Origin of the sequence: Pedobacter panaciterrae, assembly GCF_013204795.1 — a bacterium.
In the GTDB taxonomy this organism is placed as follows: Bacteria; Bacteroidota; Bacteroidia; order Sphingobacteriales; family Sphingobacteriaceae; genus Pedobacter; species Pedobacter panaciterrae.
This window is the reverse complement of the sequence record NZ_JABMKW010000008.1, coordinates 429,377-455,667: the sequence shown is the minus strand read 5'-3', so window position 1 is coordinate 455,667 and position 26,291 is coordinate 429,377. Positions and strand designations below refer to the sequence as shown.

The following is a 26,291-nucleotide window of genomic DNA, read 5'->3' as shown; positions in this document are numbered from 1 at the left end:
TATAAACATGAACGTTAAGAAATCACTCATCTTGGCATTTGCTTCGATCCCGTCATTGCTCTTTGCGCAAAACAGCCCTGGAAAGCAATATGTATACAACCGTGCGCCGTTAACCGCCGACACGTACATACAGCTTCCCCTTGGCAGTATAAAAGCCAAAGGCTGGTTATTGAAACAATTGGAATTTCAAAAAGATGGCGCAACCGGACATGCCGAAGAACTTTATCCGGAGGCATCTAACCTTGGCCCTGAATCTGATTGGCTGGGTGGCAATGGCGAAGGTTGGGAACGTGTTCCTTATTACGTAAAAGGACTTATAGCACTGGCTTATACATTGGATAATCCTGAATTAAAAGCAAAATCGCAGAAATGGATAAACTGGACATTAGACCACCAGCAGGCGAACGGAGCTTTTGGCCCAGCAAAAATGAACGACTGGTGGCCAAGAATGCCAATGATGTATGCCATACAAAGTTATTATGAGGCTACCGGCGATGAACGGGTGATTGGTTTTTTTACCAAATATTTTAAGTATCAGCTGGAGAACCTGGATAAAAAACCACTAACGGAATGGAGCAAATCTAGAACCGGCGACAACATAGAATTGGTATTGTGGTTATACAACAGAACTGGCGAAAGGTCGCTGCTAACCTTAGCAGAAAAACTAAAATCACAGGCCTATCCTTGGGCAGATATCTATACAAATAACCAGTTCTACCATTATGGCGATGATTTCCATACCAAACACAGCGTTAGTGTTGGTCAGGCGCTTAAACTTCCGGCAATTTACTCACAGTTGAACAACACTCCATTTTACAGAGATGCAACTGAAAAAGGAATCTATAATTTAATAAGAGATCACGGACAGGCATCGGGCATTGCATCGGGAACAGAATTCCTGGCTGGCAGAAGTTCCTTTCAGGGAACGGAGACTTGTACCGTGGTAGAATGGATGCAAAGTCTGGAAACCACAGCCCGAATAGTTCATGATGCACAGATTGGCGACAGACTGGAGAAAATTGCTTTTAACACCTTGCCATCGCAGTTTAGCAGAGACATTAAATCTCATTTATATTATACACAGCCCAACCAGGTGGTATGTAAGCACGGTAACTCTGGTTTTGATGAGGACTACGATGGAGGAATCCTTTTAAGTCCGTACTCCGGCATGGGATGCTGCAGGTACAACATGCACATGGGATGGCCTTATTTTGTAAAAAACAGCTGGGCAGCAACTCCTGATAAGGGTTTGGCCGTAATTGCCTATGCACCGGTTGAGCTGAATGCTTTTGTAGCTGATGCCGTTCCCGTTAAATTGAATGTGGTGACCAACTATCCTTTTGAAGAGCAGATCAGAATTAAAATAGACTTAGCAAAGGCTGCCACTTTCCCATTGAAATTAAGAATACCCGAATGGTGTAAAAATCCGCAAATAGCGGTGAATGGCAAAGCATTATCGAATGTTAAAACCGGTCAGGTTTATACCGTAAACCGATCATGGAGCAGCAATGACGAGGTAGTACTTAATTTCCCAATGGAAGTAAAAGTATCAGATCAGGTAAACCAATCGGTTACTGTAGAACGTGGCCCCTTGGTGTATGGATTACAGATGAATGCTAAATACAGTATTCGTAAAAAACATCCTGTAGAAGGCTTTTTTGACTATGAGGTGTCCTCTGCTTCGCCCTGGAACTATGGATTGGTGATAGATCGTAAGAATCTGGCTGCTTCGGTAAAAGTTCAAAACACAGCTATGCCCGAGAATCCGTTTATCCAAGCCACTACGCCTGTTAAACTGAAAGTCTCTGCAAAGAAAATACCTTCATGGACCATGGCTTATAATAAAATGCATGCCTTTGAAGTACCAAGAAGTCCGGTTGCTTCATCGGAACAGACAGAAGAAATAACCCTTACTCCTTTTGGAAGTGAAAACATCAGAATCAGTAATTTTCCTGTAATTGGCACGCCTGAAAGTCCGCGTAAGTTGTTTAAAGAAAACTTTGACAATGCTACAGTTAAAGACTGGTTGTTATATGGCGGCAGCTGGTTTATTAAAGATGGAGCAATCCACGCCGCATCTAACAAAGGTTCCTGGGGATATGGGATCCATGGTTCAAAAGCGATTGCGAGCAGTACCATGTTTAAGGACCTGAGCTACGAGGCCACCGTACAGCTAAACTCAAAAGGAAATGCCGGTCTGGTTTTTAGAGTGACGGATGCGGTACTTGGTGCAGATATGTATAAGGGCTATTACCTGGGAATTGATGCAGAAACAGGCACGATCCAATTGGGCAAATCATCTGACCAGAAATGGGTTGCACTTGCATCAGAACAGCAAAAATTAGAAATAGGAAAGTCGTACAAGGTTAAAATAGAAGCCAAAGGCAGTGACATTAAGGTATACTTTAACGGATCAGAAAAGCCATTGATATCTGTAAAAGATTCAGAATTTAAAAGCGGTATGATTGGCGTTAGGGCCTATGATTCACTGGCAAGCATTGATAATTTACTTGTTAAAGAAGTGAAGTAAAAAAAGGGGTATCAAATTGAAACCCCTTTTTATAATTTATACCCTTCCGGCAAATTAAACCTTTTTAGGAGGCAGATCAAACGCCACAGCCTCATGCTCAAAATGACCATTATGAGATCCATCGCAAAATGGTTTATTTTTTGAAAGTCCGCAGCGACAAATTGATAGCGCAGTTCTGCCCTGCAATCCGTACACTTCACCATTCTTGTCAACGATTTCAAAATCGCCTTCTATCTTTACCGATCCGTTATTGTTAATTGTAAGCTTCGTTTTTGACATCTATTTTTAATTTTGGCCAAAGCTAAAACAAAGTAAACAGACCAGGCAAGATCATTTCAATTTAGAAACGTTCTCTGTTTAATCCATATTGCGGACACCCTTCGCCACCAATTCCAATTTTGAACTATCGGTTTCAGGAAACGGTATCTCTTAATAATTTAGCCTTGGCTGGGGCGTAATAATATTTAAACCATAGCTTGTCTGCTAAATAAAGTGTAAAGCCAAGTGGGAACGAGAGTAAAACAAGCGCCTTACCCCATCCGGTTCCTATGCTGTTATACTGGCGCAAAAAAGATTCAGAATGCATTCCGTAACGGGAGAGCTGAGCGGCTCTTTTGAAAAAGAATACGGGCGAGCTGAAAAACCAATGTGGCAGGTCTTCATTCACTACATCAACATCACACATAGTTAAACCTTTGGCATTTCGGATTCTGTTTGCTTTGCCACTCAGATTGCCAAAACCAGAGCCTGTTGGGATAAAATAAGTTCGCACTACTGTATTGATGCAGATGTACTGGTATTGTCGCCCCAACCTATTCCAAATATAACTTTCGGGTACAAATTTATAGCCCTCTGCTTCTGGATATGGATTCTTCTTTAACAATGCGGTACGCATTAAGCCAAATTTTTCACCTATTATTTTATACTTAAACTGAAATTCACCTCCTGTAATGGTGATGTGATCTGCAGGAAATAAGTCGCCGACAACCTGTTTTGTAATCGAATCCTCCACCAAAGCACATACACACCAATACTTATCCCTTACATCCGGTGAGAGGCTTTCCCATTCATCAACTAAGGTTTTAAGCCCATCGTGGCAAAGGGCATCATCGGAATCAAGTATTGCACACATTTCACCGCTTGCAAGCTTTACGCCCTGATTTACGGCAGAGGGCTTGCCCCCGTTGGGTTTCTGATAATAATTAATATTTAAAGGCGACTCACGCTGCCACGCCGACACGGTTTCTGATGTATCATCTGTAGAGCCATCATCAACAATAATCCACTCAAAATTTTTAAAAGACTGTTTGCTCAACGACTCATAACAACGATGAAGCGTATCAGCACGATTATAGGTAGGAGTGATAATCGATATAAACATAGCTATGCTAATAAATTAAAATATGGTGGTCCGTCTGGTCCTGACAAATGCCTGTTACGAGGTTACCGTAGCCAGCTAATCCCTATATTATCAGTAAGTTGAAATTACTAAAAAACTAATTGATATACAAGTAATATTAATGCAGCTATGCTCCTGCCGTCATAGCTGCATTAATATTGTATTTATTTTGAAAGTAATGCCAAAACCGCTTTACCAACTGCATGTGCAGACTGGGGATTTTGTCCGGTAACCAATCGCTGATCAGTTACTACATGCTCTTGCCAGGGGGCCGATTTTTCATAAATGCCACCTCGCTCAATCAGCTTATCTTCCAATAAAAAAGGAACAACTTTATCCAATTTAACGGCTACCTCTTCCTCATTGGTAAAGCCGTTCACTTTCTTACCAGCTATCAGGTACTTGCCATCGCGCAATTTAATGTTCACAATCCCTGCAGGACCATGACAAACCGCACTGACAATACCGTTATTTTCGTATATTTTAGTGGCTATTGCCGAGATTTCTTCGTTATCAGGAAAATCCCAAACCGCTCCATGCCCCCCTGCATAATAAATAGCTGAATATTCTTCGGGCTTTATCTCAGCAGGTTTTAAACTATGATTGATTTTATTGTGATAATATTGGTCGTCCCAGAATTCCTTATTTACTGCATCTCTTAAATCCAGGCCATCAACCGGAGGCTGACCTCCCTTCGGGCTAACAAAATCTATTTCATAACCCGCATCTTTTAGTACTTTCCAGGCATGGGTTACTTCACCCAGGTAATAACCTGTGGGATCACCGGTGCTTCCTTTTTTATCGTGGCTGGTAACCACAAACAGAATTTTCTTTTTCATAGTATTTGCTTTATTTTTTGATTGTGCCGCCGCAGACAAGGTTAGGGAGATGAAAATGGCACACGCAGCAAGAGCCATCATTCCTTTTTTGATCAAATTCATTCTATATAAGATAAAATATAATGATGCAAAGTTGGAACAATAATACGACAGCAAAAAGGATGCTAATCACAAAATAATTGTGATTACACGCACACTATGGATGGCTTAACCGGCTTAGGGTTTCTCTTGACACCCCTAAATAAGATGCCAGTAAAGTTTTAGGAAGACGCTGGAGCAATTTTGGATTCAGTTTAAACAGACGGTTATATCTTTCCTGAGGATTTTTATTGAGCAACAGCAGGATACGCTGTTGCAGTGCAACATACCCAACATTGGATTTTTTTCGAAAGAAATTGGCAATGCTATGTAATTCATTGCACAGCTTTTCCTTATTATCTCTCGATAAAACAAGCAATTCACAGTCTTCTATACAATCTATAGCAATTGTTGCCGGGGTGCAATTCATGTAGGCCTGAAAATCGGTGATCCACCAGTCTTCCATGGCAAACTGCAGAATGTGTATCTTCCCGTCTTCGTCTGTATGGTAGGCTTTAAGCAATCCTTTTACTACCCAATACTCGTTGTGGACCTCACTATCTTCCTGTACCAGGAATTGATGTTTCTTAAGCTTTTTACTGCTGAACATTGAAGAAACATATTCGAATTCGGCATCCGTTAATGGAGTAATTTTTTCTATATGTTGCTTTAACGCACTATTCATTACAAAAACAGGTTTTTGAAGGAAAACAAATCTATTTACTTTTTTTGAATTTCTGCTCTGGCATGAAAGTAGTACTATCAATTTGTACTAAAACAAAAAGGAATGAATTTACCATCGTTTAAGCGGATCAATTTTAAAAAGGTAAGAACGGACATCCAGGGAAGCTTTACGCAACTGGCAGCAGGTGGCTTTAAGCAGATCTTTAATCAGATTGACCAGCTGAACATCAAAAAAGGTGTGGATGCTATGGGGATCGATAAATTTACCAATCAATGTGCTTTATTGGCAGCAGGCTCAGGATTAATTACCGGAGTGGGTGGCGTTGGCACCATGCTTATTGGTACACCGCTGGATGTGATTAACATTATCACTCAGCAATTTAGGGTTACCCTGGCTATTTCTTACCACAATACCGGCAAGTATAAAATCAGTTTTGACGACTTTTTTAAGATTGTAGCCTCATCTGTTAAGGCCGATGCCAAATTGGCCATCAGCAAAAACATTATGGAAGAGGTTGCAGAGAAAATACTGATGAATTTAGGATCTAAATTAAGCAGACGCTTAGTACCGGTGGCAGGCGGCGTGATTGGCGGGACTATTAATTACTTATTTATTAAAGGTTTAGCAAATGAATTGAGAAAGAAGGGTACTTAAATCTGACTACAACAACAGTAGATTCGGCTACATACCCCTGCTTTATCCTGCAGACCTTTGGAGTATCAATAAAATTATACTCCGATGAAAATAACAATCACAGGTTCATTAGGTCACATTAGCAGACCATTAACCAAAACATTAGTACAACAAGGTCACCAGGTTACCGTAATAAGCAGTAACCCGGACAAAAAAACTGAGATAGCAGATTTAGGTGCCATACCTGCTATAGGTTCTTTAGAAGATGTAAACTTTTTGACAGAAACCTTTACCGGCGCAGATGCAGCATATACCATGGTGCCACCCAACAATTACTTTGACCATAGCCTTGATCTTCTTGCTTACTATCGCCAGCTTGGTCAAAACTACGCCGATGCCATTGAAAAATCCGGGGTAACACGCGTAGTTAACCTGAGTACCATTGGTGCCCATTTAGAACAGGGTTCGGGTATTCTGCTTGGTGCACACAATGTTGAAGGTATTTTAAATGGGTTATCGCCAGAAGTAGCCATTACCCACATCCGCCCTACATCCTTCTTTTATAATCTATATGGCTATACAGATATGATCAAAAACGGTGGCGTTATAGCCGCAAACTATGGTGCGGAAAGTATTATCCCATGGGTTTCGCCAATAGACATTGCTGCCGCGGTTGCCGAAGAATTAGTAATACCATTTACCGGCAGAAAAGTACGCTATGTAGCCAGCGAAGAACTTACTGGCGACCAAACTGCACGTATTTTAGGAACTGCCATAGGCAAGCCTGAGTTGAAATGGGTGATCATTTCTGATGAAGAAACGCAAAACGGTTTAGAATCAATTGGAATGAACCCCCGCATTGCAGCTGGCCTGACTGAAATGTATGCAAGTCTTCATAACGGTTTGTTGGCAGAAGATTATAACCGCAATAAACCGGCAGTTATGGGAAAAGTAAAATTGAGTGATTTTGCAAAAGAATTTGCCGCGGTCTTTAACTAAAATGATTAATTTGTGATATGGCCAGTACAGCACCCCATAGATTTAAAACGATCAGCGAATTTCATAAGTTCAGGGAACTACCTAAACCCGAACATCCGCTGATTAGCGTGATTAACGTAGAAGCGATATCGCGTTTGCAAGACAGTGAACCGGTTAGTCTGGTGTTGGATTTTTACTGCATTGCGCTAAAAAGAAACTTTAATGGCAAAATGAAATACGGCCAGCAGGCTTATGATTTTGATGAAGGCATTATGACTTTTATGTCGCCCGGACAGGTTTTTAGCATTGAGGTGAACAATAACGAGAAATTGAAACATTCAGGATGGATACTCTATATCCATCCCGATTTTCTTTGGAATACCCCGCTGGCCAGAAAAATAAAGGAATACGAATACTTCGATTATTCTGTGCATGAGGCCCTGTTTCTATCTGAAAAAGAAGAGGAAATGATTTCCGCCATTATGCTAAACATTGAGCAGGAGTACCAGGCTAATATAGACAAGTTCAGTCAGGACCTTATTATAGCTCAACTAGAATTATTGCTAACTTATGCAGGAAGGTTTTACAACCGGCAGTTTCTTACTAGAAAAATAAGCAGCCATAAAACCTTAAACAAGCTGGAAGACCTACTTACCGAATATTTTAACAGTGACGATTTAATGAAAAGGGGCCTCCCTACCGTAACATACATTGCGGAAGCACTAAACGTATCACCCAGTTATTTAAGTGGCTTACTTAAAACATTAACTGGCCAAAGTACCCAGCAACATATACATGAAAAGCTGATTGAAAAAGCAAAAGAAAGATTATCTACCACAACTTTATCTGTAAGTGAAATAGCCTATACCTTAGGTTTTGAACATTCACAGTCGTTTAGCAAGTTATTTAAAAAGAAAACCAATCTTTCGCCTTTAGAATTCAGAAATGCATTTATTTAGCTAAATTATCCTAAAGAAAGCCAAACAGTAAAATATTCTTGGAAAGAAGTTTTGTTCAAATCAACTTATTGTTAACTTGGCACAGTTGATGCTTTTGTCTAAGGTATAGAAATGGCTCTTAATTGATAAATAAATACATATATGTTAATAATCAATAGTTTTGAAGAATATAAATCGCATTTAGGCAAAGAGTTAGGTATTTCTAATTGGCATAAAATAGATCAGGAACAGATTAATAAATTCGCTGATGCAACATTGGATCACCAATGGATTCATGTTGATAAAGAAAAAGCGGAAAGCGAAGGTCCATTTAAGGCTACAATAGCACATGGATATTTAACCTTATCGTTAATTCCATACTTATGGAAACAGATTGCCGATGTTCGCAACATTAAAATGGAAATAAACTACGGTATAGAGTCTTTTAGGTTTGGCCAGGCCGTTTTAGTTGACAGTGAGGTGCAACTAAAGGCTAAGCTTAATTCGATAGCAAACTTGAGAGGTGTTACCAAAGTTGTTATTGAAGCTACGCTTATCATTAAAGATCAACCGAAACCAGCTTATACCGGGAATGTAGTATTCCTGTATCATTTTATATAACATATTTAAGATCGAATTTCACGACGCATAAACAGATAATAGGAAAGCGCAAAACAAGCTGCGGTTGCTCCTATAAGACCACTTACCTGAGGCCACACGATCATTAAGCTCTCTCTAAATGGCAAAGGCGCAGGTATTGCACCGGCCATTTGCTCCATCGTCATCGGGCCAAGACTTCGAACGGATGGCATCAGCATGGTTGTGCTTGCATCTGTATAAAGCTGGTTGGGTGCGATTCGCAACAGATCGAGGATAAACTCGTTGTAACGCAGGATTTGGTCCTGACTCAAAAAACTGGGATCAGGCAGAATGGACCTGATTGCAAGGTTGACAATAATCTGGTAAAATACTGTAAAAAATAGCCATATACCTATAGCGGTAAGCGCTGAAGTAGCCGCTTGCCTGAACTTAATAGATAGTACGATAGACAAACTCAGCCAAAAGCCTACATAGATAACGCTGATCACCACGAAGCCTAATATCCTTAACAGTTCCTGTGGCTCCATCCTTACCCCTGTCAGGATCAGACCTCCTCCTGTCATCAACAAAGTTAATACGAAGAATAAGGTGCCGACCATGATCATGGCACTTACAAACTTGGCCAGCAACAGGTTGTCCCTATAAAGGGGCTGTGCCATAATTCTTGTAAGCGTTCCGTTGTTCTGCTCTATATTGATCGCATCGAACCCCAGACTGATACCTAATAAGGGCCCAAGAAAGCTCAGAAACACATGGAAGGGCGGCGTGGAATTATCAGTGGTAGTTAATAACTTAAGGTATAGAAAAGTGTGATCCGGATCATTGGTATTGCTTATGGCTGAGCGGATATTACCTAAGGACACGTACATTGACCCAATGAAGGTTAGTATGATCAACCCGATAAGCACAATAAAGCGCCAGCTTCGGATATGATCTGCCATTTCCTTGTGAAGAACTACACCAAAGGGACTGGATTTCCGGATGCCTTTTGCGGTCTTATATATATTAATTTGACTGTTCATGGTTTTCAATTAATGTCTTCAAAATATTGTTGATAGATGTCATCCAGTCCATAGTCTTTTTGACGTACCCCAAGGATGTCGTATCCGTTTTCAACAAAAAAGCGGACCAGTGCCGGTGTAATGTTCTCTTTACATTCAAACACTATCGTTTCTTTATCCATTGTAATCTGTTTAATGGCTTCCCATTGCTCCAGTTCCTGTTGCAACGACCAGGGCTGAGGAATAGCATGTGCTGACTTTATAGATACAACATGTCCCATATGACCAAACAAATCGGCTGATAAGGTTTCTATATTGCCCTGGGCCAATAATTTGCCTTTTACAAAAACCCCTACCCGATCGCATACTTGCTGAACGTGATGTAAATGATGTGAAGAAAGCAGAACGGTCAATTCCTGCTCTTTGCTTAAACGCTTTATAAGTGTCAGAAACTCTTGTACGCCGCCCGGATCAATTCCCAGGGTTGGTTCATCAAGAATGATCACATCTGGTTGCTTAATTAATACTTCGGCCAGGCCAAGGCGTTGTTTCATACCTCGGGAGAAAGTTGATGTTTTCTTGGTCATCACCGAAGAAAGCCCAACAATCTCCATCAGTTCTGACGTTCGTATTCTGATTTCATTTTCGGAGAGGCCATTTAATCTTGCGATGTACTTTAGGTTTTCAAGCGCTGTCATGTTATCATAAAAGCCTAAACTATCGGGCATGTAACCTACTTTTCTTTTTACAGCAATAGGGTTACTTGTTGCATTATAGCCACAAACAAATGCAGTACCATCTGTTGGATCAGTAAGCCCCAGCATCATGAGTATAGTTGTGGTTTTACCTGCTCCGTTAGGCCCCAGCAGTCCAAAGATCTCGCCTTTACTGATATTGAGGCTCAGATCATCTACGGCTCTTTGAGGGCCATAACATTTGGTTAGGCCCTTCAGTTGTATTATAGGATCCTTCATTTCTTCTATCTTCTACCATACTTGCGGATCAGATAATATATCAGTGAAATGGCTAAGAGGATAACCAAAATACCGATCCACCCAGAGAGTAATGAGGTTGTAACAACCATCCTGAAGGCTGCCTGGGCGTTGCCATTACTATTTGTTGCGGTAAAGGTAGCAGCGTAGTCTCCTGCGATGGTTTTATCCGGAACTTTAAGCTTTGCAGTTACATTTACGCTTTTCCCTGGCTCCACTTGTTTAAGTTTGGCAGGTTCAAAGGAAGCTTCCCAATTAGTAGGCAATTGCGATGTGAGTTCAACATCATTCAATGGCAGCGTACCCGAGTTCTTTACCTCTAGAAGGATTTCCTTATGGTTACCGGAGGTAAGCTCTTCGCTCAGCTTCCCGGTTGGTGTAGTTAAGGTTATTCCATAGGACCCTTTTACAACTGCCTCCAGATTTAGGGACAGGGTATCCTTATTTGCAACTGCCTTTACAGGTATTTTGTACTTGCCGGGTGTGGTGCTTGCTGTGGCATTGATCTCTATAGATACATCTCGGGATGTACCCGGGTCAATATTTAAAGAGGCCACCTGATTACCATCTACCTTGTAACTGATTATCCAGCCGATCGGCAAACTCGTTTTGAACTCGTACAGGGCCTGCTTTGCAGATCCATTACGTAAGGTCGTATTGTAACGAAATGTCTCGTTCGTTGCGGCTTCGATATTGATCAGCCTTGCCGTAAAAGCTGATTTGCCGTCGATAGTTGCAGCCTGACCTTGGGCATGCAATCCCGGGTGTAATCCAAAAAGGAATAGAAAAAACAATAAAGATTTGCACCTTCCATGAAGGTGGGTAAGTGAGAAATTTACTAACATGATCTAAACACTAGAATTTATAATAATAGCCTAAAAAAATGTCGGTTCAATAGTTTGTCTGTGGGAGCAAATCAAAAAAACAAAATAAAATTTTCAAACTGATTTAACATTTTTTAACATTTATAGGTTCTCAGCCAATTAATACGATTTCAACAAACAATCATGTACATCCATTGAAAACTACGGATCAATCCCAAAACTACCAGAGTGAGTGCTGTAGGTTTAAAAGTCGACGTTTAGAAACGGAAAAAGCCGTTCTTCTTATCGAAAAACGGCTTTTTTGTTAGTGGGCCATGATGGGCTCGAACCATCGACCAAAAGATTATGAGTCTTCTACTCTAACCAACTGAGCTAATGGCCCCGTAAAATCTTATTAGATTTTGCGAGTGCAATGTTACATATTTGTATCCAATTATGGAAACAGTTTTAGCACAAAAAATAAAAAATATTATTTTCGATTATGGCAACGTTATATTCGAAATAGACTTTGTAAGGACTCAAAATGCTCTTTTACAATTAGGTATAACCGATGTTCAGCAGTTCTTTGCCCATAAAAATCATAATGAAATTTTTAATGATTTTGAAACAGGATCTATCTCTCCGGCCCAGTTTCGCATTAAAATACGCGAAGCAGCCAACAATCCAGGGCTGACAGACGAACAAATTGACAGCGCATGGAACAGTTTATTGATTGGTGTTCCCTCTGCTGCGGTACACGACACGCTGCTTACAGTAAAAGAAAAATACCGCACTTTTCTACTTAGTAACAATAACGAAATTCATTACAACTGGATTGTAGATTACCTGAAACGGGAATATAATGTCGATGATAATAACCACCTGTTTGAAAAAACATATTACTCTCAGCAAATGTTCCTTCGTAAACCAAATGTTGAGATATTTGAACAGGTCATCAAAGAAAACAACCTTATACCAGAGGAAACATTGTTTATTGATGACAGCCCACAGCATCTTGTTGGAGCTAAACTGGCAGGACTTAATACACTTCTAATGGATAAGCACCCTAAAGATCTGGAGCAATTTTTAACTGATCATCATATCTTATAGTTAAATTTGCCGCATGACCGAAAAAAGATATAAATCTCTTAAGGAATTTTATCCTTTCTACCTGAGCGAACATAGTAATCTTACTAGTCGGATATTACATTTTATCGGAAGCCTGTTAGCCGTATTACTATTGTTTACCGCTGTATTGTTTCACGACTTACGCTTTATGATTGGCATTCCAATAGTTGGATATGGCTTTGCCTGGGTAGGACATTTCTTTTTCGAAAAAAACAAACCTGCTACGTTTCAGTATCCGGCCTATAGTTTAGCCTGCGATTTCATTTTATTCTGGGACTTACTAACGGGGAGCCAGCCTTTTAAAGTAAAGAAGTAAATTTAACTTCACTCCGTCATCTCGACGATAGGAGAGATCTTTTGCTTATGAGATTCAAGAGATCTCTCCTATCGTCGAGATGACGTATTACAATCTTCTTCTTTTCTTTTCTTTTATAATCAACCCAAGCTCGCGGCTCGTTTGTCCGGCAATGGAAGTATTTTCCTGAGCTCTTCTGAAAAGATACGGCATTACCGCTTTAACTGGCCCGTAAGGCACGTATTTCGCTACGTTATAACCGGCGTCCGATAAGTTAAAGCTTAAATTATCACTCATTCCCAATAACTGGGCAAAATAAACATGAGGATGATTGTGCGCAATCTTATTCTGATCAAGCAAATCTGCCAATAACCTGCTGCTTTCTTCATTGTGAGTTCCGCAGACAAAAGCAACTTCATCAATATGAGCCATGCAATACCTTAACGACTCGTTATAATCAATATCAGATGCTTCTTTAGTAGGTTGTATTGGTGATGGATAACCCATTTCTTCAGCTCTTTTACGCTCCTTTTCCATGTAAGCACCTCTCACCATTTTAACCCCTAAAATATAGCCGGCAGCCTTCGCAATAAGGTGGTCTGCTTTTAAATCAGCAAGTTTATCATGACGGTACATCTGATAAGTGTTGTAAACAATAATGGTTTCTTTATTAAACAAGCGCATCATCTCTACGGCAAGCTCATCAATTGTTTTCTGGATCCAGGTTTCTTCGGCATCAATCATTACAGGTACCTTTTTATCAAAGGCAGTTCTGCAGATCTTTTCGCAACGTTGCTTTACTTTTTCATATTCAGCTTCTTCATCTGATGTTAGTGCCTGTTTTGCATCCAACTTCTCAAGCAAAGCAAAACGGCCAATACCTGTAACTTTAAATACGGTAATTGGAATACGTTTGTCTTTAGCGGCCTGATCTATCGTTCTGATAATCTCTTCGCAGGTAAAATCAAAAACAGCTTCTTCATCTTCACCCTCTACAGAATAATCCAGAATGGTGCCTACTTTACCTGAATGAAGCTGCGTAATTGTTTCTGCACATTCGGCAATCGTTTCACCTCCGCAAAAGTGTTTAAAAATGGTGGCTTTAATAATACCCTTAATTGGTAAGCCAATGTTCAAAAAGAAATTGGTAACCGGAGGGCCAACTTTAGTTAAAAAATTACTGCTTATTATTTTAAAAAGCCAATAGGCGGCGTTTAATTCAGAGTTAGATTTGTTGCGGAAAGCAACTTCAGTATCATCAAAATTCAATGATTTTTTGGGGAATGTCTCCATTAGTGAATGTCAGTTAGTCAAATCGTTTGCAAAAGTATAAATTCCATAGCTACCACTGGTAGAACACACTATAAATAATTGTAATTTTGGCAGTAAAAAATTTTATCTAAGTTTGTCTTATAATGATACAATTTAAATTAGAAGGCGAATTCATTCCCCTTATTCAGTTGTTAAAAGCAACTGCACTTGTTCAAAGCGGTGGCGAAGCCCAAACTGTTGTTGAAGACGGTCTTGTAAAATATAACGGCAAGGTTGATTACCGCAAGCGATTGAAGGTGCGGGTTGGAGATGTAATTGATTTTATGGGTCAGAAAATAACAATCATTTAATGAACAAATTAAACAGTGCCGGACATACCATCCATTTTGAAGCGAATCTTGCCCCTCTGGTAGAAATTATAGAAAGCAGCAAATACAGCAAGATCTTTGTATTTGTGGATCGGAATACCGCAGAATTATGCTTACCTCAGTTCCAGGAAATGCTGGGAGATTTTACAGGATTTGATCTGATTGAAACAGATCCTGGCGAAGAGAACAAAAATATAGATTTTTGTATTGGCATCTGGAAAACACTATTGGATTTTGAGGCAGACCGCAAATGCTTGATGATAAATTTAGGCGGGGGCGTGATTACCGATATGGGTGGCTTTGTGGCTTCAACATATAAACGCGGGATAGATTTTATTAATATCCCTACTACCCTGCTTTCGCAGGTTGATGCATCGGTGGGTGGTAAAACCGGTATCGATGTAGATAATGTAAAAAATATGGTTGGAACGTTTACCCTTCCTCAAGCTGTATTTATTGAAACTTCCTTCCTTAAAACGCTGCCTAAAAGAGAACTGCTTTCTGGTTTTGCTGAAATGATTAAACATGGTTTAATTGTAGACAAAGACTATTATGCAGAATTGCAAAACAGCGATTACGAACAAATTGAGGCCAACGCTATTTACCGTTCGGTAGAGATAAAAAACGAGGTTGTAACAGAAGACCCTCATGAAAAAGGATTAAGAAAAATATTAAACTATGGGCATACTATAGGCCATGCGGTTGAAACCTATTCTTTAATAAACGATAAAAACCCTTTAACACATGGCGAGGCAATAGCCATAGGTATGATATGCGAAGGCTTCTTGTCGGCCAAAAACAATACGCTTAGCGAGGATGAGCTTAACAACATCGGTACCTATATTTTAAAATTATATCCTAAATATCACATTAAGGAAGAAAGTTTTGACCAATTATTGGAATTTATGCAAAGCGATAAAAAGAATGAAAACGGACAGATCATGTTCTCATTATTGAGCCGCATTGGAGCGTGTGATTTTAACTGTAGGGTATCAAAAAACGACATTTTGGATAGTTTTGCTTACCTAAACACCTTAACTTCCAAGTCAGAAAATGCCTAATATTTTGAACCACAACAAGAACCTTATAACAAACAATAAATAATTTTTTTAAATTAACTATTGACAAATTAAATTTTGTTAGTACATTTGGCGAAACGAAAAGAAAATTTTGAAAAATATCACTACATATTGGTTTGGTTACTTCTACTACTTTAGTAAGAGCCGGGACTAATATGCACTAGAATCTAATAAGATAAATGTATACGAAAAGTCCCGGTCTAAAGCCGGGACTTTTTTCGTTTAGAGAAAATAACAGTTATGATAATTTCATAACCATTAAAAAGGGAAAATATTCTAATGAAAAAAGGAACAAGAGTAGCAATTCAAGGCATTAAAGCTTCATTTCACGAAGAGGCCGCATTCAAGTTTTTCGGAAAAGACATTCAGACCATTGAATGTACTTCCTTTAAACACACATGCGAGGTTTTAGAAAACGATGGCGCAGACTTCGTGGTAATGGCAATTGAAAATTCAATAGCCGGAAGTCTTCTACCGAATTACACCTTAATACGTGAATACAATTTCGCTGTAGTTGGCGAAGTTTACCTGGCTATTCAACTTCACCTGATGGCACTGCCCGGTGTAAAGTTTGAGGATATCAAATATGCTACTTCCCACCCTATTGCTATTCGCCAATGCGTTGATTTCTTTGAAGATTACCCACAGATCCAGATCATAGAGAGCAATGATACTGCTGCCTGTGCAAAGCGCATTAAGGAAGAACAGCTTACAGATACAGTTGCTATAGCAAATACGCTTGCAGCGGAATTGTATGGGCTAAATATCATTGAAAGAAGAATTGAATCGAACAAGAAAAACTTTACCCGCTTTCTGATCCTTAAAAAAGGAACAGCTGAAGAAGGGGCTCCAATCAATAAAGCATCTATTTGCTTCCAGGTAAGTAACCATGTTGGTGCACTGGTTAAGGTGTTAAACATCTTTGCTGACCAGCAGGTTAACTTAAGCAAAATACAGAGCATGCCTGTGCTTGGCAAAAGAAATGAATATTACTTCTATGTAGATATGGAATGGAAAAACATGGAGGCTTATGATAAGGCTGTCCGCCAGGCCCTTAAATACACCGTGAACTTTAATATCATGGGTGAGTACCAGAAAAACGACAAAGTATAATTAGCATAAATAATCCAATTAAAATAAAATATTAACACATATAACCCCAAAACAATGAAATTACAATTAAACATTCAACCGCTTAACACCTGGCTTAACATCAACAATGAGCCTTTGATCATCTCAGGACCTTGTAGTGCAGAAACTGAAGAGCAATTATTAACTACAGCTCATTTATTGGCTGCAACAGGAAAAGTATCTGTTTTAAGAGCAGGTATCTGGAAACCACGTACTCGTCCTGGAGAATTCGAAGGAATTGGAAGTATAGGTTTAGAATGGTTAAAAAGAGCTAAGTTAGAAACTGGTTTACCAACAGCTGTAGAGGTTGCAAATGCTAAACACGTTGAAGAAGCTTTAGCTGCTGGTGTAGATATCCTTTGGATTGGTGCACGTTCAACAGTAAACCCATTCACAGTTCAGGAAATTGCCGACGCTTTAAAAGGTGTAGACATTCCTGTATTAGTTAAAAACCCTGTAAACCCTGATTTACAATTATGGGTTGGTGCTTTAGAGCGTATCAATGGCGCTGGTATCACTAAATTAGGTGCAATTCACCGTGGCTTCTCTTCATTCGAGAAAAGCTCGTTCCGTAACGAACCAATGTGGGAACTTGCTATCCAATTGAAAACATTATGCCCTGAGTTACCTATCATCAACGATCCAAGTCACATCTGTGGTAACAGAGAGTTAATTCCTTACATCTCTCAAAAAGCATTAGACTTAGATATGCAAGGTTTAATGATCGAGTCGCATGTTGATCCTTCTGTTGCGTGGACTGATGCTAAACAACAAGTAACTCCAGCTGCTTTAGCTGAGTTAGTTGATCGCTTAACAGTTCGTGAACCAGAAACTAAAAATGAAGCGATCTCTGATCAATTAGCTGAATTCCGTAAGCAAATCGATAAAATTGACGACATCTTATTACAAAAATTAGGTGAGCGTATGTCTATCGTTGCTAAAATCGGTGAGTACAAACGCGATAACCAGGTTACAATTTTACAGGTTAACCGTTGGGATGCTATCATTCAAAAAGGTATCTCATTTGCAAAAGCACTAAAATTAGATTTAAACTTTACTGAGAAATTTTTGGAACTTGTTCATGGTGAGTCTATCCGTAAACAAACTGAGATCATGAACGCAGGCAAAGCCGAAAAAGGAATTGCAGCAGAAGCACACACAGAAGTTAAGTCTTAATAATGAGTAAACATGCGCTTGTTTCTTTTAAAGGAAGCAAACAAATAGATACAGAAATTACACTTACAGGCTCTAAGAGTGAGTGTAACAGAGCATTAATTATCAGCTCTTTGAGTAAGGGGACTGTAAAGGTTGATAATATGTCTAATGCTGCTGATACTGTTACTTTAAACAGTATATTAAATAATATCTCGCAAAGCAACCCACATCAACAAACCGTTGATGTGGGCCCTGCGGGTACTGCAATGCGTTTTTTAACAGCCATGCTCTCTACCCTACCTGGTAACTTTTTATTAACAGGAACAGAAAGAATGAAACAACGCCCCATTGGTATTCTTGCTGAAGCATTAAAAAACATCGGTGCTGATATTACTTACCTTGAACAAGATGGATTCCCTCCGTTAAACATCAATGGTCCGTTAAAACAAAGCACTGATACCGTTAAAATTAAAGGTGATATAAGTAGTCAGTATATTTCAGCTTTATTAATGATTGCGCCTATTTTACCGCTAGGTTTAACGCTACAGATTGAAGGTGAGTTAACCTCTCTTCCTTATGTTAAAATGACGTTAGACATGCTTCAGGAAGCTGGTATTGTGCATGAATGGTCTGGAAACAACATTACCATTAAACCACAGACTTTTGAAGCGGCTACACTTGCAGTAGAACCCGACTGGAGTGCAGCTTCTTATTGGTATAGCATAGCAGCGCTTGCTGAAAATGCACAGATCGGTTTGCCTTATCTAAAAGATAAAAGCTTGCAAGGCGATAGTCGTATCAGAGAAATTATGACTGCCTTTGGGGTACAAACAGCAAAAACCAGCAAAGGAATTAACCTTAAAACCACTGAAACAAACTTTAATGATGATATTCTTGATCTAAAAGATTGTCCGGATTTAGCACAAACCATTATTGTATGTGCCGCTGCTTTAAGAAAAAACCTTAAATTCACGGGTCTGGAAACCTTAAAGATCAAAGAAACTGATCGTGTTTTGGCTTTACAAAATGAGCTTTCAAAGATTGGTGTAACCTTAAATGAAGACAACTTTATTTATACACTGAACTGCGATCAGCTAAACTTCCCTGAAAGGGTATCTTTTGCTACTTACGAAGACCATAGAATGGCGATGGCTTTTGCTCCGCTTAGTCTGGTCATAAACGAAGTTGTTCTGGAAGAAATGGATGTTGTAGAAAAATCTTATCCTGATTTCTGGAAAGATTTAGTAAAAGCAGGGTTTACAGTTACAGAGATTTAATTAAAAACATAAAATAATTCTAAAATGGCAGGCAACACATTCGGGCAATTATTTCGCATCACTACCTTTGGGGAATCACATGGTGTGGCCATTGGTGTTATTCTGGATGGATGTCCGGCGCAATTGCCCATCGATCTTGATTTTATTCAATCAGAGTTAGATAAACGCAAACCGGGGCAATCTAAGATTACTACTCAGCGAAAGGAGAGCGATACCGTGCAGATTCTTTCAGGAACATTTGAAGGAAAAAGTACAGGTACGCCAATTGCAATGCTTATTCCAAACGAGGATCAGCGCAGTAAAGATTATAGCCACAATACTGATGTTTATCGCCCCTCTCATGCCGATTATACTTATGATGCTAAATATGGCATTCGTGATCACCGTGGCGGCGGACGCTCCTCAGCTCGTGAAACGGCTGCCCGCGTTGCAGCAGGAGCTATTGCCAAGTTGTTGTTAAAACATCATGGTATTGAAGTTTTTGCACACGTATCTTCAGTAGGCAAAATCGAAGCACCTAATCTTGAAAGTAAAAACATCGCTGATTTGCTAGCTATCCGCGAAGAAAACATCGTTCGCTGTGCAGATCCGGCTATCGCAAATCAAATGATCGAATTTATTGATGGCGTTCGCAAGGATGGCGATACAGTAGGCGGAAAGATCAATTGTATTGTTAAAAACTGCCCTGTTGGCTTAGGTGAACCTGTATTTGATAAACTTCATGCAGATCTGGGTAAAGCTATGCTAAGCATTAATGCTGTTCACGGTTTTGAATATGGGTCTGGATTTAGCGGAAGCGAAATGAGGGGATCAGAGCATAACGATATCTTTTTAGCAAATGAAGGTCGGCCTAAAACGCTTACCAACTTCTCTGGTGGAATCCAGGGAGGTATTTCTAACGGAATGGAAATCAATTTCACAGTAGCCTTTAAACCGGTTGCAACAATTATGCACAATCAGCAAACCATAAATGCTGCAGGCGAAGCTGCAGAAATTAAAGGTAAAGGCCGACACGATCCATGTGTTGTACCTCGTGCAGTTGTAATTGTTGAGGCAATGGCAGCATTAGTGCTAGCCGATCATTTGCTTCGAAACAGATCAAGCAAATTAGCATAACAGAAAATCAACAAAGTTAATTTAGACTCTCCTTAGATCATGGTCTAAGGAGAGTCTGAGATAACTCTGAAGAGTTATCTTCTCTGGCAAGTCTGTTTTTAGAATATAGAAGGGTATTTTGATGCGTTATTGTCGTGCATAATTTGATACACAGTTTCAATAATATCATCAACAGATGGCTTACTAAAATAATCTCCATCTGATCCATAAGGCGGACGGTGAGCTTTAGCAGTAAGCGTTCTTGGCTGTCCGTCTAAATGGTAATAACCATTTTGCGCTTCAAGTACCTGTTGTAAAATAAATGCAGCGCCTCCACCCGGAACATCTTCATCAACTACCAATAACTTATTTGTTTTCTTTAAAGATTCTGCACAAATCTGTTTTGTATCAAAAGGAAGTAGTGTTTGAGGATCGATTATTTCAACTGAAATCCCTAACTGGACTAATTCTTCTGCCGCTTCTTCAACAACTCTTAAAGTAGCTCCATAAGATACAATGGTAACATCAGTTCCTGTTCTTACGATCTCTGCCTCTCCAAGAGGAACAGTGTATTCGCCAACATTTTCCGGTAGTTTTTCTTTTAACCTGTATCCATTCAGACATTCAATAACCAGAGCAGGTTCATCAGATCTGAATAAGGTATTGTAAATACCTGCAGCCTGTGTCATATTACGCGGAACGCATATATGCAAACCTCTTAATGAGCCCAAAATCATAGACATTGGAGATCCTGAATGCCACACGCCTTCTAACCTATGTCCACGGGTTCTGATGATAACAGGCGCTTTTTGACCGGCTTTAGTCCTATAAGATAAGCTTGCCAGGTCATCACTTAAAATATTAAGTGCATATAGTAAATAATCGAGGTACTGAATCTCTGCAATAGGTTTTAAACCGCGCAAAGCCAGACCAATACCCTGACCAATAATTGTCATTTCTCTAATACCGGTATCAGTGATCCTTAAATCACCATACTTGGCTTGCAGGCCTGCAAAACCCTGGTTTACGTCGCCTATTGCGCCTAAATCTTCACCAAAGGCTACTAAACGCTCATCGCGTGCAAAATTAGCGTCAAAGCAAGCGTTCAGTAATTCACGGCCGTCTACCATTTTACTTTCCTCAGTGTATTCGGGAGCCACCTGTTTAACCAATAACGGACTTTCTATACCATCGGTAAATAGCTTAGAATTGTACCTGTCTTCGTTTAAAGAGGCCTGGCTATTATACCAGTTTATCAGTTTGTCTCTCTCTGGAGAAGGGTTATTAATGCTAAGACGTAATGTTTTTCTTGCTGAAGAAACAACCTCCTTACGCAATGCATCGGGCGTACTGGCAAGTAGTGAAGCAATTTTACTGATAGCAGGATTGCCGTTGGCAATTCTGTTGATCATATCGATTACCTCTTCCTTCTCTACTTTAATGGTAGCTAAGAATTCATTCCATGCCTCTCGTTGGGTTTCACGTACAAGTTTCTTTGCAGTTGCTTCCAGCTCAGTAATTTCTTCTTCTGTAATAATAGCTGATTCAAGCATCCACTTACGCATCTGCAGGTTGCAGTCATACTCACGCTCCCACTCCAAGCGATCTTTATCTTTATAACGCTCATGAGAACCGGAAGTAGAGTGTCCTTGTGGTTGAGTGACCTCTGTAACATGTATCAAAACGGGAACATGTTCAGTTCTGCATACATCTATAGCACGCTGATAGGTTTCGCACAGTGCCGGATAATCCCAGCCTCTTACTTTAAATATTTCGTAGCCGGCTGCATCTTCATCTCTTTGAAATCCTTTTAGAATTTCTGAAATATCCTCTTTAGTAGTTTGATACTTGGCAGGAACTGAGATTCCATAAGCATCATCCCAGATAGACATAGCCATTGGAATTTGGAGAACACCTGCAGCATTAATGGCTTCAAAAAACACCCCCTCGGAAGTAGAGGCGTTACCAATGGTACCAAACGCAACTTCATTGCCGTTTACCGAGAAATTTTTAAGATAACTTAAGTCGGGATTTTGCCTGTATAATTTGGAAGCATAGGCCAAACCTACTAAACGGGCCATTTGACCACCGGTTGGCGCAATATCAGACGAAGAGTTTTTCATCTCCGTCAGGTCTTTCCAGCTACCGTCTTCATTAAGTGAACGGGTAGCAAAGTGACAATTCATTTGTCGCCCGGCAGATGCAGGATCAGCCTCAACACTTGGGTTTGCGTATAACTGAGCAAAAAACTCTTTTAGTGTACAAATTCCGGTTGCAAAGGCAAAAGTCTGATCTCTATAGTAGCCAGATCGCCAATCGCCATTTTTAAAAGCTTTGGCCATTGCTATCTGAGGAATCTCCTTACCATCACCAAATATTCCAAACTTCGCCTTACCCGTCAACACTTCTTTACGTCCTAATAAACTAGCTTGTCTACTCTCGTAAGCTATTTTATAGTCGTTAATAACAATCGTTTTGAAATCATCAAAACTTAACTCTGAAGCATCAATTGGGTTCGTTGTAAGTTTACTATTTGGCGTCATAAGCAAATCAGTTATGGGGCAAAGATACATAAATTCTAAAGTATGACTTAACGGTGTGAGTTAATTTATATATTGGAATACTTTTTGAATTATCGTTTAAAACATTAAATTTGTTTTAAAACCCACATAAGATGAAAAAGTTATTATTACTATTTACATTAATTTTAGGAATAAGTGTTGCATCAAATGCTCAATCTAAACCAGCGGAGTTTAAATTTGACAAAGAGACTTATGACTTTGGAAAAATCCCTTTGAACAAACCTGCTTCTGTAGATTTTAAATTCACTAATATAGGAGATCAACCATTGATCCTTAGCAAAGTTGAAACAACTTGTGGCTGTACAGTACCTGAATACACCAAAACTCCAATCAAAAAAGGAGAAACAGGAACAATTAAAGTTACTTATAACCCTACTGCAGCACTTCCATTTAGCAAAAGCATTACTATAACTTCTAATGCTAAAACAACTACTAAAGTTCTTTACATCAAAGGCGAAACTGTAGCTGGAAGTACTAAATAGAATCCAATAAAGATATTTCTAAGAAAAGACCTCGTTAATCAACGAGGTTTTTTACTTTTGTACCATGCCAAGGATTTCAGAGAAAGGGGTACAAATGCCCGCTTCGCCAATTAGAAAATTAACCCCGTTTGCTGATCAGGCAAAGAGGGACGGAAAAAAGGTGTACCATTTAAATATTGGACAACCTGACATAGCGACGCCGGAAGTGATGTTAAATGCCATCAAAAATATTACATTCAATGTTTGGGCCTATACTCCTTCTGAAGGCACACTGACCTATAGAACTAAACTTGCCGAATACTATAATAAACTTGGGTACAACATTACCCCTGAAGATATTTTGGTAACTGTAGGCGGATCTGAAGCTATCACCATAGCCATGCAGACCTGTATTAACGAAGGCGATGAAATTATTGTTCCTGAGCCTTTTTATGCCAACTATAATGGGTTTGCTTGCATGAGTAATGTGGTTGTAAAACCAATATTATCGCATATAGAAAATGGTTTTGCACTCCCTCCAATAGCTGATTTTGAAAAGTTAATTACCGATAAAACCAGGGGTATTATTATTTGCAATCCAAATAATCCTACAGGTTATTTATACTCAGGAGAAGAGCTGGAAGCCCTTAAAGCACTTTGCTTAAAATATGACCTTTTCTTGTTTTCTGACGAGGCTTACAGAGAGTTTTGCTATGATGGCAGAGAATTTATCTCTCCTTTATACCTCGATGGAATAGATGAAAATGTAGTGGTAATAGATACCGTTTCTAAACGCTACAGTGCTTGTGGTGCAAGATTAGGTTGTATTATCACTAAGAACAAAGAAGTAATCCAATCGGCATTAAAATTTGCCCAGGCCAGATTAAGTCCGGGTATGGTTGAACAAATTGCCGGAACAGCAGCAGTGGATACCCCTGATAGCTATTTTGAGGAGGTAAACAAAGAATATACCTTAAGAAGAGATACATTGGTAAAAAGGTTAAATGCTATCGAAGGAGTGTTTTGCCCTAATCCGGGCGGTGCTTTTTATGTTGTAGCTAGATTACCAATAGATGATGCTGATCAATTTTGTCAGTGGATACTGGAAAGCTTTACTCATGATGGCGCAACCGTTATGATGGCTCCTGCTACCGGGTTTTATTCGACTGAAGGTTATGGAAAAAACGAGGTTAGAATGGCTTATGTCTTAAATACCGCCGACCTTAATAGTGCTATGGATTGTCTGGATATTGCATTAAAACAATATCCTGGTAGAACTATGGCATAATTTTAGTACTTTTGTATCTAAGCTGATGGTTTGAAAGGAGTAGTTAACCACACACCATCAGCACATATAATGGGCTCGTTCTGGATTTGACAGGGTGGCGCTGAGTATGTAAGCATGCAGTGCGTTGTACGGAGAGCACTTAAAAGATAACGTTCAAACTATAATTGGCGAAAATAACTACGCCTTAGCTGCCTAATTTAGAATTAGATAAGCTTTTGTTCCTCTAGCTGCTGCATCGTTAGGCTAGAATCCGGAGCATCGAAATAACGAAGCTGGCATTTGTAAGGTACGCTACATTTGTGAGATAAAGTACCTAAGGTGAAAGGTTAGGTCGGTTTCCAGCCCGCCAGATCCCTACAATTAATTGGAAAATAAGCATGAAGAAAGCATAATTTATCACACAACTGGACAAGGGTTCGACTCCCTTCGGGTCCACGGAATAACCTCTAATTTATTGATTAACAAATAGTTAAAGATAAATTAGAGGTTTTTTCTTTTTCAAAAAAAATAATAGATCATTTGATATCAAGCAGTTAAAGTGTTCGATTATCTAAACTACTTCCTTCCATAAAACCGTAATTAGCTAATTATTAGCAGTAAACTACTTTGAAAAGTCCTTTCCTTCTTTACCACTACATCGACCAAAAATCAAAGGGATGTTTATTCAAATAACTGGCTGAAACGATGTATTTAAATTAGGCGCTAATCTTTGAACTGAATTTTACTTATTTTTGCTTATGAAAATATCTGATGCTACATCTTCTATTGACCCGGCAAATAGTACTGCTTTATCAGACACAATCCAAAATAGTCCAAATACTTTTCATATACTGGACCTGAGCATAACCGGGAATCCGATTTTTTCATTGGAATATAGCAGGAAGAAATTTTACACCGCCACTTTATTACAAGGGAACTATCGGCTTGAATTTGAAGATAAGAACATTGATGTTTCGGGCAACTCTTTACTATTCACCACCACAAAAATTCCTTTTGGGATACATTCGGCCGGTTTAGGGTACTCCGGCATCAGTTGCGTGTTTAAAGAGGAGTTTATTACTAAAGTTAACAGTGGTTATCGTCTACTTGAATTTCCGATCTATAAACCAGGCAGGCAGAACATCTATTCCCTTACAGAGGAACAGACGAAACACTTTATTGAGGTCTACAATAAAATGTTTGATGAATCACAAACCGATAGCCCTTTTAAAGAGAATCTGCTACGCACCTATTTACTTGAAATTATTTTTAATGCACAAAAACTCGCTCCGTTTAGCTCCTTCGTAAAAACAAATAATACCACCGAGGTTATCGCCTGTTCCTTTATAAGATTGTTAGAATCGCAGTTTCCCATAGAATCCCCTCAGGATACGATCAAATTTAAAACTGCAAAGGATTTCGCAGACAGTCTATCACTCCATCCCAATTATTTGAACCGCCAGGTAAAATTGTCCAAAGGAAGAACCGTAAGTGAGATCATCGCAGCAAGACTTGTTCAAGAGGCTAAGATCTTATTAAAATTAACCAACTGGAACATTGCGGAGATTTCTTCTGCACTCGGTTTCGAAGAGCCGTCACATTTCAATTTATTCTTTAAAAAGCATGCCCGCAGTTCTCCCACAGGATACAGAAAATTACATAAGGAATAGCTGCTCCTCGAAGTTTGTGCAAGAAAGTTTGATTT

Annotated in this window: 25 protein-coding genes, 1 tRNA gene and 1 other RNA gene; 17 read left to right on the top strand and 10 right to left on the bottom strand. The window is 39.4% G+C overall.

Annotated elements, in window-relative coordinates; genetic code table 11:
* Positions 1-7 precede the first annotated feature (7 nt).
* A complete protein-coding gene (locus tag HQN86_RS04140) occupies positions 8-2,530 on the top strand; it encodes a beta-L-arabinofuranosidase domain-containing protein (protein WP_172659757.1) in 2,523 nt (840 codons plus the stop codon).
* Positions 2,531-2,584: 54 nt separating this feature from the next.
* Here the strand turns inward: HQN86_RS04140 and HQN86_RS04135 are convergent, their stop codons facing one another.
* The 4 genes from HQN86_RS04135 to HQN86_RS04120 all read right to left on the bottom strand — a co-directional run bounded on the left by HQN86_RS04135 (position 2,585) and on the right by HQN86_RS04120 (position 5,531).
* Entirely contained in the window at positions 2,585-2,809 is a 225-nt protein-coding gene (locus HQN86_RS04135) for a CDGSH iron-sulfur domain-containing protein (protein ID WP_172659756.1), read from the bottom strand.
* 133 nt (positions 2,810-2,942) lie between these two features.
* Positions 2,943-3,911: a glycosyltransferase family A protein gene (locus HQN86_RS04130; protein ID WP_172659755.1), complete on the bottom strand. Its 969-nt coding sequence runs from the start codon at positions 3,909-3,911 to the stop codon at positions 2,943-2,945.
* 182 nt (positions 3,912-4,093) lie between these two features.
* A complete protein-coding gene (locus HQN86_RS04125) occupies positions 4,094-4,870 on the bottom strand; it encodes a type 1 glutamine amidotransferase domain-containing protein (RefSeq protein WP_246269421.1) in 777 nt (258 codons plus the stop codon).
* A 94-nt stretch (positions 4,871-4,964) separates the two neighbouring features.
* Entirely contained in the window at positions 4,965-5,531 is a 567-nt protein-coding gene (locus HQN86_RS04120; RefSeq protein ID WP_172659754.1) for a Crp/Fnr family transcriptional regulator, read from the bottom strand.
* A 102-nt stretch (positions 5,532-5,633) separates the two neighbouring features.
* Here HQN86_RS04120 and HQN86_RS04115 point away from each other — a divergent pair, with 102 nt between their 5' ends.
* The 4 genes from HQN86_RS04115 (at position 5,634) to HQN86_RS04100 (ending at position 8,701) form a co-directional block, all read left to right on the top strand.
* A complete protein-coding gene (locus HQN86_RS04115) occupies positions 5,634-6,185 on the top strand; it encodes a hypothetical protein (RefSeq protein WP_172659753.1) in 552 nt (183 codons plus the stop codon).
* 84 nt (positions 6,186-6,269) lie between these two features.
* Positions 6,270-7,163: an NAD(P)H-binding protein gene (locus HQN86_RS04110; protein WP_172659752.1), complete on the top strand. Its 894-nt coding sequence runs from the start codon at positions 6,270-6,272 to the stop codon at positions 7,161-7,163.
* 17 nt (positions 7,164-7,180) lie between these two features.
* On the top strand, positions 7,181-8,101 hold the full coding sequence (locus tag HQN86_RS04105; protein WP_172659751.1) for a helix-turn-helix domain-containing protein: 921 nt from the start codon (positions 7,181-7,183) through the stop codon (positions 8,099-8,101).
* Between the two features lie 141 nt (positions 8,102-8,242).
* Positions 8,243-8,701 carry a MaoC family dehydratase gene (locus HQN86_RS04100; RefSeq protein WP_172659750.1) on the top strand — a complete coding sequence of 153 codons (459 nt, stop codon included), beginning with the start codon at positions 8,243-8,245 and terminating at the stop codon, positions 8,699-8,701.
* A gap of 5 nt (positions 8,702-8,706) precedes the next feature.
* On the opposite strand, the gene HQN86_RS04095 is transcribed toward HQN86_RS04100, so the two are convergent.
* The 4 genes from HQN86_RS04095 to HQN86_RS04080 all read right to left on the bottom strand — a co-directional run bounded on the left by HQN86_RS04095 (position 8,707) and on the right by HQN86_RS04080 (position 11,879).
* Positions 8,707-9,702, bottom strand: coding sequence for an ABC transporter permease (locus tag HQN86_RS04095; protein ID WP_172659749.1), 996 nt, complete (start codon positions 9,700-9,702; stop codon positions 8,707-8,709).
* 5 nt (positions 9,703-9,707) lie between these two features.
* Complete coding sequence (locus tag HQN86_RS04090) at positions 9,708-10,655, bottom strand: ABC transporter ATP-binding protein (protein ID WP_172659748.1); 948 nt, start codon at positions 10,653-10,655, stop codon at positions 9,708-9,710.
* Between the two features lie 5 nt (positions 10,656-10,660).
* On the bottom strand, positions 10,661-11,518 hold the full coding sequence (locus HQN86_RS04085; protein ID WP_172659747.1) for a COG1470 family protein: 858 nt from the start codon (positions 11,516-11,518) through the stop codon (positions 10,661-10,663).
* A 287-nt stretch (positions 11,519-11,805) separates the two neighbouring features.
* Positions 11,806-11,879 (bottom strand) — tRNA-Ile (locus tag HQN86_RS04080).
* Between the two features lie 53 nt (positions 11,880-11,932).
* Here HQN86_RS04080 and HQN86_RS04075 point away from each other — a divergent pair.
* A complete protein-coding gene (locus HQN86_RS04075; RefSeq protein ID WP_172659746.1) occupies positions 11,933-12,586 on the top strand; it encodes an HAD family hydrolase in 654 nt (217 codons plus the stop codon).
* Positions 12,587-12,599: 13 nt separating this feature from the next.
* Positions 12,600-12,920, top strand: coding sequence for a DUF962 domain-containing protein (locus HQN86_RS04070; protein WP_172659745.1), 321 nt, complete (start codon positions 12,600-12,602; stop codon positions 12,918-12,920).
* 87 nt (positions 12,921-13,007) lie between these two features.
* Here HQN86_RS04070 and HQN86_RS04065 read toward each other — a convergent pair whose 3' ends face one another.
* Entirely contained in the window at positions 13,008-14,192 is a 1,185-nt protein-coding gene (locus HQN86_RS04065; RefSeq protein WP_172659744.1) for a proline dehydrogenase family protein, read from the bottom strand.
* Between the two features lie 122 nt (positions 14,193-14,314).
* Here HQN86_RS04065 and HQN86_RS04060 point away from each other — a divergent pair, with 122 nt between their 5' ends.
* From HQN86_RS04060 to aroC, 6 genes are all read left to right on the top strand, one after another.
* Positions 14,315-14,521: an RNA-binding S4 domain-containing protein gene (locus HQN86_RS04060; protein WP_048906717.1), complete on the top strand. Its 207-nt coding sequence runs from the start codon at positions 14,315-14,317 to the stop codon at positions 14,519-14,521.
* Positions 14,521-15,600, top strand: a complete 1,080-nt coding sequence (gene aroB, locus HQN86_RS04055) for a 3-dehydroquinate synthase (RefSeq protein WP_172659743.1) — start codon at positions 14,521-14,523, stop codon at positions 15,598-15,600. Before HQN86_RS04060 ends, aroB begins: the two co-directional genes overlap by 1 nt.
* 297 nt (positions 15,601-15,897) lie before the next feature.
* Entirely contained in the window at positions 15,898-16,731 is an 834-nt protein-coding gene (locus HQN86_RS04050) for a prephenate dehydratase (protein ID WP_172659742.1), read from the top strand.
* 54 nt (positions 16,732-16,785) lie between these two features.
* A complete protein-coding gene (locus HQN86_RS04045; protein ID WP_172659741.1) occupies positions 16,786-17,925 on the top strand; it encodes a chorismate mutase in 1,140 nt (379 codons plus the stop codon).
* A gap of 2 nt (positions 17,926-17,927) precedes the next feature.
* Positions 17,928-19,181: a 3-phosphoshikimate 1-carboxyvinyltransferase gene (gene aroA, locus HQN86_RS04040; protein ID WP_172659740.1), complete on the top strand. Its 1,254-nt coding sequence runs from the start codon at positions 17,928-17,930 to the stop codon at positions 19,179-19,181.
* Positions 19,182-19,205: 24 nt separating this feature from the next.
* A complete protein-coding gene (aroC, locus tag HQN86_RS04035; RefSeq protein ID WP_172659739.1) occupies positions 19,206-20,297 on the top strand; it encodes a chorismate synthase in 1,092 nt (363 codons plus the stop codon).
* Between the two features lie 98 nt (positions 20,298-20,395).
* Here the strand turns inward: aroC and HQN86_RS04030 are convergent, their stop codons facing one another.
* Entirely contained in the window at positions 20,396-22,819 is a 2,424-nt protein-coding gene (locus tag HQN86_RS04030) for an alpha-ketoacid dehydrogenase subunit alpha/beta (RefSeq protein WP_172659738.1), read from the bottom strand.
* 131 nt (positions 22,820-22,950) lie between these two features.
* Here HQN86_RS04030 and HQN86_RS04025 point away from each other — a divergent pair, with 131 nt between their 5' ends.
* The 4 genes from HQN86_RS04025 (at position 22,951) to HQN86_RS04010 (ending at position 26,256) form a co-directional block, all read left to right on the top strand.
* Entirely contained in the window at positions 22,951-23,340 is a 390-nt protein-coding gene (locus HQN86_RS04025; protein ID WP_068891054.1) for a DUF1573 domain-containing protein, read from the top strand.
* 64 nt (positions 23,341-23,404) lie between these two features.
* The gene (locus HQN86_RS04020) at positions 23,405-24,607 is read left to right on the top strand and encodes a pyridoxal phosphate-dependent aminotransferase (protein ID WP_172659737.1); all 1,203 of its coding nucleotides are present in this window, start codon (positions 23,405-23,407) and stop codon (positions 24,605-24,607) included.
* A 71-nt stretch (positions 24,608-24,678) separates the two neighbouring features.
* Positions 24,679-25,045, top strand: a transfer-messenger RNA (tmRNA) gene (gene ssrA / locus HQN86_RS04015).
* A 299-nt stretch (positions 25,046-25,344) separates the two neighbouring features.
* Entirely contained in the window at positions 25,345-26,256 is a 912-nt protein-coding gene (locus HQN86_RS04010; RefSeq protein ID WP_172659736.1) for an AraC family transcriptional regulator, read from the top strand.
* Positions 26,257-26,291 lie beyond the last annotated feature (35 nt).

Bases quoted from the DNA above. Each gene is read 5' to 3' on its own strand.
- HQN86_RS04020 (WP_172659737.1), top strand. From the start codon at position 23,405: ATGCCAAGGATTTCAGAGAAAGGGGTACAAATGCCCGCTTCGCCAATT.
- HQN86_RS04050 (WP_172659742.1), top strand. From the start codon at position 15,898: ATGAAAAAAGGAACAAGAGTAGCAATTCAAGGCATTAAAGCTTCATTT.
- HQN86_RS04045 (WP_172659741.1), top strand. From the start codon at position 16,786: ATGAAATTACAATTAAACATTCAACCGCTTAACACCTGGCTTAACATC.
- HQN86_RS04010 (WP_172659736.1), top strand. From the start codon at position 25,345: ATGAAAATATCTGATGCTACATCTTCTATTGACCCGGCAAATAGTACT.
- HQN86_RS04025 (WP_068891054.1), top strand. From the start codon at position 22,951: ATGAAAAAGTTATTATTACTATTTACATTAATTTTAGGAATAAGTGTT.
- HQN86_RS04130 (WP_172659755.1), bottom strand. From the start codon at position 3,911: ATGTTTATATCGATTATCACTCCTACCTATAATCGTGCTGATACGCTT.
- HQN86_RS04100 (WP_172659750.1), top strand. From the start codon at position 8,243: ATGTTAATAATCAATAGTTTTGAAGAATATAAATCGCATTTAGGCAAA.
- aroB (WP_172659743.1), top strand. From the start codon at position 14,521: ATGAACAAATTAAACAGTGCCGGACATACCATCCATTTTGAAGCGAAT.
- HQN86_RS04105 (WP_172659751.1), top strand. From the start codon at position 7,181: ATGGCCAGTACAGCACCCCATAGATTTAAAACGATCAGCGAATTTCAT.
- HQN86_RS04135 (WP_172659756.1), bottom strand. From the start codon at position 2,809: ATGTCAAAAACGAAGCTTACAATTAACAATAACGGATCGGTAAAGATA.
- HQN86_RS04075 (WP_172659746.1), top strand. From the start codon at position 11,933: ATGGAAACAGTTTTAGCACAAAAAATAAAAAATATTATTTTCGATTAT.
- HQN86_RS04030 (WP_172659738.1), bottom strand. From the start codon at position 22,819: ATGACGCCAAATAGTAAACTTACAACGAACCCAATTGATGCTTCAGAG.
- aroC (WP_172659739.1), top strand. From the start codon at position 19,206: ATGGCAGGCAACACATTCGGGCAATTATTTCGCATCACTACCTTTGGG.
- HQN86_RS04110 (WP_172659752.1), top strand. From the start codon at position 6,270: ATGAAAATAACAATCACAGGTTCATTAGGTCACATTAGCAGACCATTA.
- HQN86_RS04125 (WP_246269421.1), bottom strand. From the start codon at position 4,870: ATGAATTTGATCAAAAAAGGAATGATGGCTCTTGCTGCGTGTGCCATT.
- HQN86_RS04095 (WP_172659749.1), bottom strand. From the start codon at position 9,702: ATGAACAGTCAAATTAATATATATAAGACCGCAAAAGGCATCCGGAAA.
- HQN86_RS04060 (WP_048906717.1), top strand. From the start codon at position 14,315: ATGATACAATTTAAATTAGAAGGCGAATTCATTCCCCTTATTCAGTTG.
- HQN86_RS04115 (WP_172659753.1), top strand. From the start codon at position 5,634: ATGAATTTACCATCGTTTAAGCGGATCAATTTTAAAAAGGTAAGAACG.
- HQN86_RS04140 (WP_172659757.1), top strand. From the start codon at position 8: ATGAACGTTAAGAAATCACTCATCTTGGCATTTGCTTCGATCCCGTCA.
- aroA (WP_172659740.1), top strand. From the start codon at position 17,928: ATGAGTAAACATGCGCTTGTTTCTTTTAAAGGAAGCAAACAAATAGAT.
- HQN86_RS04085 (WP_172659747.1), bottom strand. From the start codon at position 11,518: ATGTTAGTAAATTTCTCACTTACCCACCTTCATGGAAGGTGCAAATCT.
- HQN86_RS04090 (WP_172659748.1), bottom strand. From the start codon at position 10,655: ATGAAGGATCCTATAATACAACTGAAGGGCCTAACCAAATGTTATGGC.
- HQN86_RS04070 (WP_172659745.1), top strand. From the start codon at position 12,600: ATGACCGAAAAAAGATATAAATCTCTTAAGGAATTTTATCCTTTCTAC.
- HQN86_RS04120 (WP_172659754.1), bottom strand. From the start codon at position 5,531: ATGAATAGTGCGTTAAAGCAACATATAGAAAAAATTACTCCATTAACG.
- HQN86_RS04065 (WP_172659744.1), bottom strand. From the start codon at position 14,192: ATGGAGACATTCCCCAAAAAATCATTGAATTTTGATGATACTGAAGTT.